This window comes from Streptomyces sp. NBC_00885 (genome assembly GCF_045207475.1).
In the GTDB taxonomy this organism is placed as follows: Bacteria; Actinomycetota; Actinomycetes; order Streptomycetales; family Streptomycetaceae; genus Streptomyces.
This window is the reverse complement of record NZ_CP108796.1, coordinates 226,765-238,937: the sequence shown is the minus strand read 5'-3', so window position 1 is coordinate 238,937 and position 12,173 is coordinate 226,765. Positions and strand designations below refer to the sequence as shown.

10 protein-coding genes are annotated in these 12,173 nt (G+C 69.4%); 7 read left to right on the top strand and 3 right to left on the bottom strand.

Features of this window, described 5'->3' with window-relative positions; all coding sequences use genetic code 11:
• Together OHA61_RS01200 and OHA61_RS01195 are read right to left on the bottom strand one after the other, a co-directional pair.
• The gene (locus tag OHA61_RS01200) at nt 1–1,296 is read right to left on the bottom strand and encodes an NADH-ubiquinone oxidoreductase-F iron-sulfur binding region domain-containing protein (RefSeq protein WP_406301242.1); all 1,296 of its coding nucleotides are present in this window, start codon (nt 1,294–1,296) and stop codon (nt 1–3) included.
• A gap of 182 nt (nt 1,297–1,478) precedes the next feature.
• Nucleotides 1,479–1,919, bottom strand: coding sequence for a hypothetical protein (locus OHA61_RS01195; protein WP_406301241.1), 441 nt, complete (start codon nt 1,917–1,919; stop codon nt 1,479–1,481).
• A gap of 392 nt (nt 1,920–2,311) precedes the next feature.
• Between OHA61_RS01195 and OHA61_RS01190 the strand changes: the two genes are divergently transcribed.
• The 7 genes from OHA61_RS01190 to OHA61_RS01160 all read left to right on the top strand — a co-directional run bounded on the left by OHA61_RS01190 (nt 2,312) and on the right by OHA61_RS01160 (nt 10,830).
• Nucleotides 2,312–3,556 carry an aromatic ring-hydroxylating dioxygenase subunit alpha gene (locus OHA61_RS01190; protein ID WP_406301240.1) on the top strand — a complete coding sequence of 415 codons (1,245 nt, stop codon included), beginning with the start codon at nt 2,312–2,314 and terminating at the stop codon, nt 3,554–3,556.
• Between the two features lie 226 nt (nt 3,557–3,782).
• Complete coding sequence (locus OHA61_RS01185; protein WP_406301239.1) at nt 3,783–4,919, top strand: spermidine/putrescine ABC transporter substrate-binding protein; 1,137 nt, start codon at nt 3,783–3,785, stop codon at nt 4,917–4,919.
• 4 nt (nt 4,920–4,923) lie between these two features.
• The gene (locus OHA61_RS01180) at nt 4,924–5,826 is read left to right on the top strand and encodes an ABC transporter permease (RefSeq protein ID WP_406301238.1); all 903 of its coding nucleotides are present in this window, start codon (nt 4,924–4,926) and stop codon (nt 5,824–5,826) included.
• Entirely contained in the window at nt 5,823–6,755 is a 933-nt protein-coding gene (locus OHA61_RS01175; RefSeq protein ID WP_361917795.1) for an ABC transporter permease, read from the top strand. The genes OHA61_RS01180 and OHA61_RS01175 overlap by 4 nt, the downstream gene beginning before the upstream one ends.
• A 5-nt stretch (nt 6,756–6,760) precedes the next feature.
• Nucleotides 6,761–7,867, top strand: coding sequence for an ABC transporter ATP-binding protein (locus tag OHA61_RS01170; protein WP_406301237.1), 1,107 nt, complete (start codon nt 6,761–6,763; stop codon nt 7,865–7,867).
• Between the two features lie 235 nt (nt 7,868–8,102).
• On the top strand, nt 8,103–9,425 hold the full coding sequence (locus OHA61_RS01165) for a flavin monoamine oxidase family protein (RefSeq protein ID WP_406301236.1): 1,323 nt from the start codon (nt 8,103–8,105) through the stop codon (nt 9,423–9,425).
• Between the two features lie 7 nt (nt 9,426–9,432).
• Nucleotides 9,433–10,830, top strand: a complete 1,398-nt coding sequence (locus OHA61_RS01160) for an aldehyde dehydrogenase family protein (RefSeq protein WP_406307251.1) — start codon at nt 9,433–9,435, stop codon at nt 10,828–10,830.
• 96 nt (nt 10,831–10,926) lie between these two features.
• Here the strand turns inward: OHA61_RS01160 and OHA61_RS01155 are convergent, their stop codons facing one another.
• Nucleotides 10,927–11,580, bottom strand: a complete 654-nt coding sequence (locus tag OHA61_RS01155) for a hypothetical protein (protein WP_406301235.1) — start codon at nt 11,578–11,580, stop codon at nt 10,927–10,929.
• Between the last annotated feature and the right edge of the window lie 593 nt (nt 11,581–12,173).

Sequence of the window (12,173 nt, the reverse complement as noted above, 5' to 3'; positions counted from 1 at the left end):
TTAGGCACGTGAGATGTCTTTCAGCGAAGGCACGGGCTCGGTGCCGGGAGCGGTGTCCGTGACATGCGGTACGGCGACCGCGAGCCGGCGGCCGCCACGCGGCGGACAGGAGGCGCAGAGCGGGCACGGCGCATCGAGATGGCTGCGGACAAGGGAGGGAAAGGCACGCAGGAGGCTGCCGGCCGTACCGGCGGCGGCATCGAGCAGGCCGCATGCGCCCCGTCCCGGCAGGGTTTTCGACCAGCGCTCCAGCCGTTCGGCGGCGTCGGGGCCCGCCGTCCCGGCGGTCAGGTCCCGCAGCGTGTCGCGGATGGCGGTGGTGCCCGATACGCAGACGCCGCACTGCCGGGCGCTTTCGCCCGCGAGGTGGTCGACGGCGTCGGCGGCGACGGCCACCGGGCATGACCCCGGGGCGAGAAACCGCATCGCGCCGCAGCCCAGTGCCGTGCCGGCACCGGCGAGCGCGGCGTGGTCGAGCGGAAGGGACGCCCAGCCGGGTCCGACGAGTCCGCCGAAGAGTCCGCCCATCAGCGCTCCGGACGCGTCGCCTGCGCCCAGTTCGGCGGCGAGTGTGCCGAGGGTGGTGCCGTAGGGGACCTCGGCGAGGAGGGGGCTCTCCCCGGGGTCGGCGGCGCCACGGTCGGTGGAGAGGGTGAGCAGTGTGCTGCGGGCGATGCGGTGACGCAGGTGGGGATGTGCGGCGATGAGCGCGATCCGGGCGAGTGTCTCGACGTTGGAGACCAGGGTGGGCCGGTCGGCGACTCCGCGTTCGAACGGGCGCGGGGGCTTGGCGGTCGGCAGGGCGGGTCCGCCGTTGATACGCCGCACCACGGCGGTCTCCTCCCCGGCCACATAGGTGTGGTCGGTCTCGATCACCTTGATCGGCAGCGGCGTCGGGTGCTCGGCCAGGGCACGGCGGACGCGTCTCGCCGCGCACGGGTCGGAGAGGTAGACGTAGCCGTGTGCGGCTCCGGTGATCGCGGCGGCGAGGGTGAGTCCGTCCAGTACGAGGTGGGGCCGGGAGCGCAGCAGCCAGCGGTCCTTCACCGACCCGGGCTCGCCCTCCTCGCCGTTCGCCACCACGACGGGCACGCCGCTGCCGTCCCGTACGGCCGCGAGCTTGACGGCGGCCGGGAATCGCGCTCCGCCGCGGCCGAGCAGACCGGCGTCGGTGATCAGGTCAAGGAGCTTCACCGGGTCGGCGGTGTCGCGGTATCCGCCGGTGGCGGCGTACGCCTCGGCATCTTCCGTGACTTCGGGGGCCGTGCCGAGCAGGGCGCCGGGTCCACCGGGCATCAGGGACCGGATACGGGTGGCGTTCGCGGACGTCGATATGCCCCCGAACTCGCCGGTTCCTGGAGGGTTGCCGGTGGTCGGGCCGCGCAGTGGATGGGTCTGCGCCGCACGTGATTCCCGCTGTCCGGGCGCGCTCGGCCCCGTCCTCCCAACGGCCCCGGTTCCGGGCCCTGCGCTCGCCGTCATCCCCGGCCTCCTTGTGTCAGCGTCGGCTCCGGTCCGCTCGCGGGTGGAGTGGTGGTGCGCAGCACCCGTACCGCCTGCTCCAGGGCTCTGCGGTCGGCCGCGGTCCGGTCGTATCCGGAGCCCGGCAGACCGATGAGCATCCGGTGGTGGTCGAGCACGACTTCTCCTGCGAGGAGGGCAGCCCTGCGGTCGCCGGGCGCGGAGCCGTCGGCGACGGAGGTCACCAGCGCGGTGACCTCGGCGAGATAGCGCAGCCAGCTGCGCCGGCTGCCGCGCAGGATCAGGCTCTCGACCCGGCGCCGCTCGGCGTCCGCCGTCCTCGGCGGCGGTGCGGCCGTGTCCGGCGCACGGGTGCGCAGGGCAGCGACGGCAGGGGGCAGCTCTCGTTCCGGTTCGGGTGTCAGCCCGAGCCAGACGAGACTCCGACGACCGCTCATGCGTGCCTCCGGGAGGGGAGTGGGGAGCCGTCACGGCGCATCCGGGCCGGTGGGAGCCGAGTGCGGTGAGCGTGTGTCCGTGGCCTGCGGCCGTGGACCGTGGCGCCGTGCGACGGGGATTCGGCGGTAGGGGACCGGGCGGGGCCGCCCGGGAGCTGCCTGCGTCCGGCTCCGGGGCACAAAGCCTCGGATCGCCGGGAGAAGCGATGACGACTACGCTAACTAATCAATTAGTCAGTCCACAAGACTTGACACCCCGGCAACCCGCCAGCAATCTGACTGACCAATTAGTCAGTGCAGTGCGCGGCACCGGATGCATCACCCGGCCCCCGTACTGCCCCAGGGCCGCCTCAACACCGATCGCCGCCTGTGCGGCATTGAGGAGTCAGCCGATGCAGCCCGAAGCCGAAGCCCCAGCCACAGCAGCTCCCGCAGCACCGCCTCAGTACGAGTCACGCGAGACGAACTCCGGCCGGACAAGCCACCCAGGCGCCACAGCGGACCCGGACAGCCCGCACCAGGACGACCCCGGCCAGGCCCTGTCCGCCCGCTACTACACCGACCCCGACACGGCTGCCGCCGAAACCCGGCACATCTTCGCCAGGTCCTGGCAGCTCGTGTGCCATGAGTCCGACCTTCCCGGCCCCGGCGCCAGACTCGCGGCCACGGTCGCCGGCCGCGAGGTGCTGGTGGTACGGACGGAGGACAACACCCTCGCCGCCCACCTCAACATCTGCCGCCACCGCGGCACCCGTCTGGTCACCGGGCCCGAACCGTCCGGCAAGGCGATTCGCTGCCCCTACCACGGCTGGACGTACAAACTCGACGGGAGCCTGGTCGGTGCCCCAGAGTCGCGCCAGATCCCGTGCCTGGACAAGCCGAAGCTCGGTCTCTTCTCCGTCCGAGTGGAGTCGTTCCTCGGCTTCGTCTTCGTCAACCTCGACCAGGACGCCGTACCCCTGGCAGAGCAGTGCGCCGGACTCGCGGAAGCCGTCGGCCACTACGCCGGAACCGATCTCGTGCCCATCGGACGCAGCCGTATCCACGACCTGGAAGGCGCCGAGGTCCAGCACGCCAACTGGAAGGTCGCCGTCGACAACTATCTCGAGGGCTACCACGTGCCGGTCGCCCACCCGGGGCTGATGCGGCTGCTCGACTACCAGGGCTACACCAGCGAGATCGGTGAGGCATACACGCTGTTCGCCTCACCGCTGCGCGACAAGCCGTCCTCGAACTGGGCGGAGCGCCTCTACCAGCGCATCACCGCCCCCATGCCCGGTCTGACCGAGGCCGACCGCCGCGTCTGGCGGTACGCGGTGATCTACCCCAACACACTTATCGACTTCTACCCCGACCATGTGCTTGCCTGGACCGCGATCCCGACGGCGGTGGACCGCGTGGCTGTACCCGGAGCGTTCTACACCCGCCGTGGCACCGGACTGCGCACCAGGCTCGCCCGGCGGCTGAACATCCACATCGGCTGGATCACCAACGACGAGGACGCCGAACTGGTGGCCCGTGTGCAGAAAGGACTCACCACACCGGGCTTCGAACCAGGGCCCCTGTCCCGGCGCGAGTCTGCGGTCGGCTGGTTCGCCGGCCGCGTCCGCGCCGACCTTGACGGCGTGGAGCCCTGAGCCGAACCCGTCGACCAGTCCCCGCGGCCGCCGGGCAGCACTGAGCTGACCCCCTCGCGGCCGGCGTGGAGCCCGAACCACCAAGGCCACCCCCCTGTCGAGTACGCCGTCGGTCCCCCCGAACCGATCCGCGGCTCACCGGTCCCGCACGCGAAGGCGTGCCAGGGGCCGCCCTGCCCGCACCAGGTGTCCGTTGCCCGCGCGGACCCCACGGAGAGGACCTCGAATGTCCCCCGAAGCTTTTTCCCCCTCCCGCCGCTCCTTCCTGCGCACCGGCTCCGCCGCGGCCGTCGGTCTCGGCCTGACCGCGGCCGGCTGCGGTTTCTCCTCCTCCGGCCCTGCCGCGCAGAAGGCCGAGGACAAGCCCATCGACGTCAAGGTCGACGGTGACCTCGTCTACTTCAACTGGGCCGACTTCGTCGACCCGGCCGTCTTCGCCGGATTCCAGAAGGAGTACGGAGTCAAGGTCATCCAGTCGAACTTCGACTCGATGGAAGGCATGGCCGCCAAGCTCAACGCCGGCAACCGCTACGACATCATCTTCCCCACCGCGAAATGGGCCCAGCGGCTGGCGGAAGGAAACCGGCTGCGCCCCATCGACCACAGCCGGCTGAAGAACGCCGACGCCATCTTCAGCCACTACGGCTACTTCGCCGACCCCTGGTACGACCCCAGCGCCCGGCACACCGTCCCCTTCACCATGTACAAGACCGGGATCGGCTGGCGGAAGGACAAGATCGGCAGCGACCTGGCCGGCTCCTGGGGCGATCTGTGGAACGCCCGGGCCAAGGGCAAGGTGTTCCTGCTCGACGACCGGGACGAAGTCCTGGGCATGGGGGCGCTCAAGCTCGGCCTCGACGTCTCGACGAGCCGCGATGGTGAGCTGGGCCGTATCACCAGTTCCCTGCGCTCTCTGCGGCCCCATCTGCGCGGCTTCTCCAGCGACAGCTACAACAACCTGCTGACCGGCAACGCGGCCATGACCCAGGCATGGAGCGGTGACATGGCCGCCATGCTCAACCAGGCGAAGGACCCCTCGATCTTCGGCTTCGAGGTCGCGAAGGAAGGGGCACCGATCAACTCGGACTGCTACGCCATCCCCTCCGACGCCCGCCACCCCGGCACGGCGATGCTCTTCATCGACTACATGCTCCGCCCGGAGAACGTGAAGAAGAACATCGAGTACATCGGCTATCCCATGCCGGTCCACGGCAGTGAGGCAACGTACGCCGCGCTCGTGGAGCCGTTCCCCGAGTGCCAGGTCTCCGCCGACGACCTGACGGACGAGCTCTACTTCCGCAATGTCACCTCCGAGGGCGAACAGGCCCGCGACACCGCCTGGACCCGTGTGAAGGCCGGCTGACGCCATGAGACGACGCACAGATCACGTCCTGCCCCCACCCCGCAGAGGACCGTCCGCGGGCGGCAACCGGCTGTGGACCTGGCTCATGGTCCCGGGCACCCTGTGGATGTCCACCTTCCTGGTCGCCTCCCTGGTCCTGGTCGCGGCACTGGCGCTCGGTACCACCGACCCCCTCGGCAATCCGCACTTCGGGCTCAACTTCGAGAACATCACGGCGCTGGCCGAGCCCGCCTACCGGGCCGTGCTGCTGCGCTCCCTCGGCTACGCCCTGCTCACCTGCGTCATCTGTCTGGCCGTGGCCTACCCCGTCGCCTACGCCATCGCCCTGCACGGCGGACGCTTCAAGAACGTCCTGATCGCCGCCATCGTCGTCCCGTTCTTCGCCAACTACCTGGTGCGGATGTACGGCTGGTCCGTCGTCCTGTCCGACGACGGCCCCCTGCTGAAGGCACTGCGCGCCGTCGGGCTCGCCGACAGCGGCACGAAGATTCTCCAGTCCGGCGTGGGCGTCATCGCCGGGCTCGTCTACGGCTTCATCGTGTTCATGATCATCCCGCTGTACGCGGCGCTGGAGCGCATGGACGTCTCACTGATCGAGGCAGGCCGCGACCTCTACGGAGGTCCCCTGCGGACCTTCTTCTTCGTCACCCTGCCCGCCACCCGGCAGGGCGCGGCAGCCGGCTGTGTCCTTGTCTTCCTGCCCGCCATGGGCGATTTCGTCAGTGCCCAGCTGATGGGAGGCCCCGACCAGATCATGATCGGCAACCTGATCCAGGACAAATTCTTCCAGGGCCAGAACTGGCCGCTCGGCTCGGCACTCACCATGCTCATGATGGCGGTTCTCTTCCTCGGGATGGTCGGCTACCTCCGCCGGGCCCGCAAGGACGAAGCGGAGGCGACCCGATGACTCTGCGCCCTGCCCTCAAACCGCAGCGCCGCCCGGCCCCTCGTGCGCTGCGCGCCGTGACCACGCGCACGGAGAGCAGCCCTGCCACCGGCGCGCCCCGCGTCCGCAGGCGCCGCCGCGGCACCGACCGCAAGCCCCGCTTCGCCCTGGCCGTCACGGCCGCGTTCTTCGCACTTCTCTACCTGCCCATCGGCGTCGTCGTCCTCTTCTCCTTCAACTCCCAAAAGTCCCTCACCGTCTTCAAGGACTTCAGCCTCCGCTGGTACTCGGCCTTCTTCCGGGACGAAGTCCTGCTCGACTCGCTCGGCATGAGCCTGCGGGTGTCCCTGGTCGCCATGACCGGTTCGCTGATCCTCGGCGTGGCACTGGCACTCGGTCTGGTCCGCTGCCGCAGCCGCCTCGGCTCCCTCGCAGGCCTCATCATGCTCGTCCCCCTGATCACCCCCGAGATCGTCACAGGGGTCGCGGCCATGATGCTCTTCAAGGGCATGGGCATCACGCTGTCCACCGGCACCGTCATGCTCGCGGAGATCACCTTCTCCATCTCCTACGTGACGGTCATCCTGCGGTCCCGGATCGCCGCCCTCAATCCCGAGGTCGAAGAGGCCGCGATGGACCTCGGAGCCACGCGCTGGCAGGCGCTGCGCCTGGTCACCCTGCCCGCGCTTCTCCCCAGCATCCTCGCCTCCGCCGTACTGATCTTCGCGCTCGTCTTCGACGACTTCGTCCTCGCCTACTTCACCACCGGCGTCGACCCGCAGCCGCTGTCCGTCCGTATCTACTCGGCGATCCGGTTCGGCGTACAGCCCACCATCAACGCCGTCGGCACCCTGATGCTCGCCGGATCCATCGGCCTCATCGCCCTCGCCCTGTTCATCCCGCGCCTGTTCGGCCGTCGCGGCGGCCTCGACCTCCTCTCCGGGAAGTGACACCCGTGACCACGACGACCACCTCGGCCGCCCCGGCGGCGACGGACACCGCACCCGCGGTCCGGCTCGACTCCCTCAGCAAGAGCTACGGCGACTCCTACGCCGTCCGCGACCTCACCCTGGACATCGCGTCCGGCGAGTTCTTCTCCCTCCTGGGCCCTTCGGGCTGCGGAAAGACCACCTCGCTGCGGATGATCGGCGGATTCACCGACCCCACCGACGGCAGCGTCCTGCTCGGCGGCGAAGACGTCACCTTCCTGCCTCCCAACAAGCGCAACGTCAACACCGTCTTCCAGAGCTACGCACTCTTCGACCACCTCTCGGTCGCCGACAACGTCGCGTTCGGCCTCAAGCGCGCAGGCGTCGGCCGCACCGAGATACGCGAACGCGTCGGCACCATGCTCGAGCGGGTACAGCTCGGCCGCCTGGCCGACCGCAAGCCCCACACCCTCTCCGGCGGCCAGCGCCAACGCGTCGCCCTGGCCCGCGCCCTGGTCAACCGCCCCCAAGTCCTGCTCCTCGACGAGCCGCTGGCCGCACTCGACCTCAAACTCCGCCGCCAGATGCAGGTCGAACTGAAGCAGATCCAGCGGGAGATCGGCATCACCTTCGTGTTCGTCACCCACGACCAGGACGAAGCCCTCACCATGTCGGACCGGGTCGCGGTGATGAACGAGGGCCGGGTCGAGCAGTGCGGCACTCCCGAGGACGTGTACGAACGCCCGGCCGGTAGCTTCGTCGCCTCGTTCATGGGTACCTCCAACCTCGTGCCCGGCACCTACCGCGCGGGTGAGGTCCACGTCGACCAAGGCCCAGTGCTCCCTGTCGGGCCCCGCGCCGGCGTCAGCGACGGCAGCCGGGTCAGCCTGTCCATCCGGCCGGAGAAGATCTGGCTCTCCGACCTCGAACCCGGCATGACCCGCGTGAACGGCGTCGTCAGGGAAACCGTCTACTCCGGGCCGACCACCACCTACCTCATCGAACTCGCCCCCGGCATAACCCTGTCCGTACTGGAGCAGAACACCGACCGCTCCCGCATGGAAGACCGCTGGAGCGGCGGCGAAAGCGTCGAGATCGGCTGGAGGCCCGAGCACTGCCTGGTTCTCGACTGACCGCCCCGACCGTTTAGGCCCTGTCCGGCCGATCTTGCCGGGCTCGCGTGCCCTGGCACGGCACCTCTCCCCCGTAGCCCTCCGGGCACGGGAGGTACCCCCACCGTTGTCGTAGTCGCCTACGCTCCGCGTGGGCTCCTTCCTCCGCCTTGCGATGCACCATGCCAGACCCCGCTCCCTGATCCGGCCTGATCGACCGGACAGGGCCTAGCCGACCCAGCGAAGGAACGCACCCATGAACCACGATGTCATCGTGCTCGGCGCAGGACTCGCAGGTCTTGCCGCCGCACGGGACCTCGCCGCAGGCGGAGCCGACGTCCTCGTCCTGGAGGCCCGCGACCGAGTGGGCGGACGCGTCGAACAGACCGGACTCCCCGACGGCCGCCTCGTCCAGCTCGGCGGTGAAGTCGTCGGCAGGGCCCACACCGCCTATCTCACCCTCGTCGAAGAACTCGGACTCAGCCTCGTCCCCAGCTATGTCGCCGAACCCGGGTTCCTGGCCCGCGCCACACCCGAGGGGATCTCTGCCGGGGATCCGCCCCACTGGTTCGGCCCCAAAGACGACGCCTGCCACCGACGGCTCACGGCCGCGTTCACGGCCCTCGCCCACAGCGTCGACCCCGACGACCCCTGGTCACACTCCGAGGCCGTCGCTCTCGACGCCCTCTCCGTCGCCGAGTGGCTGCGCTGCGAGGGCGCGAGCCCCGCCGTCGTACGCCTGTGGGAGATCGGTCAACTCGCCCTGGCCAGTGGCTCGTACGAACGGACCTCGCTTCTGTCCGCCCTGCGCAAGCACGCGGCCGTCCCCGGCGGCGACGAGACGGAGCACTACGACTACCAGGACTGGGAGGGGCTGCGGGTGGCCGAAGGATCGGCGACGGTGGCTCTGCGCATGGCCGACGCGCTGGGGCACCGCATCCGGCTCGGCGCACCCGTCGAGGACGTCGTCGCCGGGCCGGGCGGCTGCACCGTACGCATCGCCGGAGGGCAGAGCTTCACCGCCGGCGCAGTCGTCAGCGCCCTGCCCGTCGGCCCGCTGCGCCGCATCACGGTCACCGGAGTCTCCGACGCACGACTCGCCTCCCTGCACCGGCAACGACAGGCCGTCGCCGCCAAGTTCGTTGCCGCCTACGACAAGCCGTTCTGGCGCTCATCGGACCTGAGCGGCCTGTCCGAGTGCGAAGGCGTCCTCGGCAGCACCTGGCCGCAGAACGCAGGAATCCTCTCCGCCCTCGTCCCACCGGAACGGTACGGCGTGCTCCTCGGTATGCCCGAAGGCCTCCGGGAGCAAGAACTGCTCGGCGACATCGCCCGCCTCTACGGAGAAGAAGCGCACAGGCCGCTGAACACCTACGTGCGGATGTGGGGCACCGATCCCTTCACCCAGGGATACGTGACCCAGTGGACCCCCGGCGATGTCATGGCCGTCGGCCCTCTGCACGCAACCCATGAACCGCCCTTCTACGTCTGCGGATCCGACCAGTGGGTGGCGGGCTACATGGAAGGTGCGGTACGCACCGGCCGCGCCGCAGCGAAAGAGGCACTCACCCGTGGCTGACACCCGTATGCATACCGTCCTCAACCACATCGGGGGAGCGGACCTGCCGGCGGCGTCGGGCGCGACGACTGAGCTCGTAGAACCGGCGACCGGCAGGACACACGGCACCGCCCCGCTCTCCGGTGCGGAGGACATCGACGCGGCGTGCGGAGCCGCGGCCGCCGCGTACGAGCTGTGGTCCACGACCACACCGGCCGAACGGGGGCTCGCACTGCTGCGCATCGCCGACGCCATGGAGAGGCACACGGACGACCTGGTCGCGGCGGAGACCGCGGACACGGGCAAGCCCGCCGACCTGTTCCGCGCCGACGAACTGCCCGCGATCACCGACACCTTGCGCTACTTCGCAGGAGCGGCACGGAATCTGCCCGGCGCCGCCGCGGGCGAGTACACCGAAGGGCGCACCTCGCTGCTGAGGCGCGAACCGGTCGGTGTCTGCGCCCAGATCACGCCGTGGAACTACCCCCTGATGATGGCCGTGTGGAAGATCGCACCCGCGATCGCGGCCGGCAACACGACCGTACTGAAGCCCGCCGACACCACCCCGTCCTCGACCGCCCTGCTCGCCCGGATCGCCGCCGGGCATCTGCCTGCGGGTGTACTGAACGTGGTGTGCGGCAACCGTGACACCGGACGGGCTCTCGTCGCCCATCCGGCAACCCGGCTGATCGCCGTCACCGGAAGCGTCCGGGCCGGCCAGGAGATCGCCGCCGCGGCGGCCGCGGACCTCAAAAGGGTCCATCTGGAACTGGGAGGCAACGCCCCGGTCATCGTCCACGACGACGTCGACGTCGAGACAACCGCCGCGCAGCTTGCCGCTGTTGCGTACTACAACGCGGGCCAGGACTGCACGGCCCCCACCCGTCTGCTTGTTGACGCCCGTATCCACGACGCATTCGTGGACGCCTTCACCACCCACGCCGCAGCGCTGACCCCGGGAGTCGACTTCGGCCCCCTCAACAGCGACTCCCAACGCGCCGCGGTGAAGGGTCTGCTGGACCGTCTGCCCGGCCACGCAAAGATCGCGACGGGAGGCTGTGAGGCACCGGGTCCCGGTTTCTTCCATCAGGCGACCGTCGTCACCGGCGTCCACCAGAGCGACGAGATCGTCCAGGAGGAAATCTTCGGCCCGGTGGTCACCGTCCAGCCCTTCACCGACGAGTCCGACGCCCTCCGTCTCGCCAACGACGTGCGGTACGGCCTGGCGGCCGGCGTCTGGACCACGAACCACGAGCGGGCGATGCGGGCGACGAGGGCTCTGCGTACCGGCATCGTCTGGGTCAACACGCACGGAACCACCGTGTCCGAGATGCCGCACGGAGGTGTCAGGCATTCGGGCTACGGCAGCGATCTGTCCCTGGCGGGCCTCTTGGACTACACGCAGGTCAAGCACGTGATGCTGTAGCCAAGGTGGCTGCCCTGAGGTCACCCCCGGGTGCCTCGCGCGGGGCAACGCGAGGCACCCGGGGGTTGACAGGTGGAGCGGTGGGCCGTTCGCCGGTCAGGCTGTGCGCCGCTCGAACTGGTTGGCGTTCTGGTCGGACGGCGGGGGCTGTTCGTCGTTGCCGGGGCCGTACATGGCCTTCAGCTGTTCAAAATCGTGCTCGTTGGGCTGTGGTTGCCAAGGCTCCTCGGGGACAGGATCCGAGCCGGCGGCCTTGTCGTTCATACAGGTTCCAGCCGCATACTGGTGGCCGAGTCCGAGAGAGTGGCCGATCTCGTGGCATACGTCATGCTGCTTTACTTCCTCGGGCTCGTTGTCCAGATAGAAGTTGTTGAGCTTGAGCTCGACCGACTCGATAGGCGTGCCGTGGGGCGCGTCCTCGAAGGCCGCCCCTCCCCGATTGCCGTCATCCCCGAGGTCGTCGTCACAGACGTGGACTGCGCCCTTTATGCGTTCGCACTTTTGGCGGGCCTCGAGGTCGTTCTCACCCGGCACGATTCTTGCCTTGATGTCGGGGTTATCGTTCCACTTCTCGACAGCCCCTTGAAGGTGGGGCTTCCACTTCGGCGAGGTACTGTCGATGACGGGCACCTCTATGGGGCCGGGGCCGGTCTTTTGCCAGTAGCGGTCCCAGGGGTTGACATGGTCCGCCATGGCGGGGCTGGCACCCAGTGCGGCCAGCCCGAAGGCAGTGAGGACTGCGGCGCCCATTCGCCTGTTCACTATGAGATGGCGTCGTTCCTGTGGGGGACGTGAAGATGCCTCGCCGGGGGGCCTCCTGAGGCTCCCGAGCGTGTCCGCCGCCGTGGCGGCCAGGAGTCCGGGGCGGCCTTTCACTGAAGCCTTTCGGTGCCTGCCTGCAGCGGGACTCTTGCTGTGTTTACCCATCGCGGGAGCCTTTCTACGTGTAGGTGAGTTGACGTCATCGTGTTCGACTGGCAGCAGCAGCCCGTTGCACCGATCGCGCCGCACAGCGCGGTTATGCCGCTGTCCCAGGACAAGGGATCAGCCGGGTATGACTGAGCCGGCGTGCACGGTTATCCGGGTCTCCAGGCTCGGTTCACATCGCACGGCGTATCTCGGCCCTCCGGACGGGCAGTGACGATGACCGGAAACCTTGCCGCCGCACAGGCGCCTGTGGGGTCTGCGGGCACAACGAAACCTAGAGAGTGAAACCGGGAACCGGCTATCCGTGGCCCCGGAACACGGATACGTACTGAATGGCAGGCGCGCGGCTTCCTGCACCGATCGCGCCGCACAGCGCGGTTATGCCCCTGCCGCGGGACAAGGGATCGGCTGTGCGC

Coding starts and splice junctions, on each gene's coding strand:
- OHA61_RS01195 (WP_406301241.1), bottom strand. CDS start 1,919: ATGAGCGGTCGTCGGAGTCTCGTCTGGCTCGGGCTGACACCCGAACCG.
- OHA61_RS01200 (WP_406301242.1), bottom strand. CDS start 1,296: ATGCCCGGTGGACCCGGCGCCCTGCTCGGCACGGCCCCCGAAGTCACG.
- OHA61_RS01155 (WP_406301235.1), bottom strand. CDS start 11,580: ATGGGCGCCGCAGTCCTCACTGCCTTCGGGCTGGCCGCACTGGGTGCC.
- OHA61_RS01185 (WP_406301239.1), top strand. CDS start 3,783: ATGTCCCCCGAAGCTTTTTCCCCCTCCCGCCGCTCCTTCCTGCGCACC.
- OHA61_RS01165 (WP_406301236.1), top strand. CDS start 8,103: ATGAACCACGATGTCATCGTGCTCGGCGCAGGACTCGCAGGTCTTGCC.
- OHA61_RS01190 (WP_406301240.1), top strand. CDS start 2,312: ATGCAGCCCGAAGCCGAAGCCCCAGCCACAGCAGCTCCCGCAGCACCG.
- OHA61_RS01180 (WP_406301238.1), top strand. CDS start 4,924: ATGAGACGACGCACAGATCACGTCCTGCCCCCACCCCGCAGAGGACCG.
- OHA61_RS01175 (WP_361917795.1), top strand. CDS start 5,823: ATGACTCTGCGCCCTGCCCTCAAACCGCAGCGCCGCCCGGCCCCTCGT.
- OHA61_RS01160 (WP_406307251.1), top strand. CDS start 9,433: ATGCATACCGTCCTCAACCACATCGGGGGAGCGGACCTGCCGGCGGCG.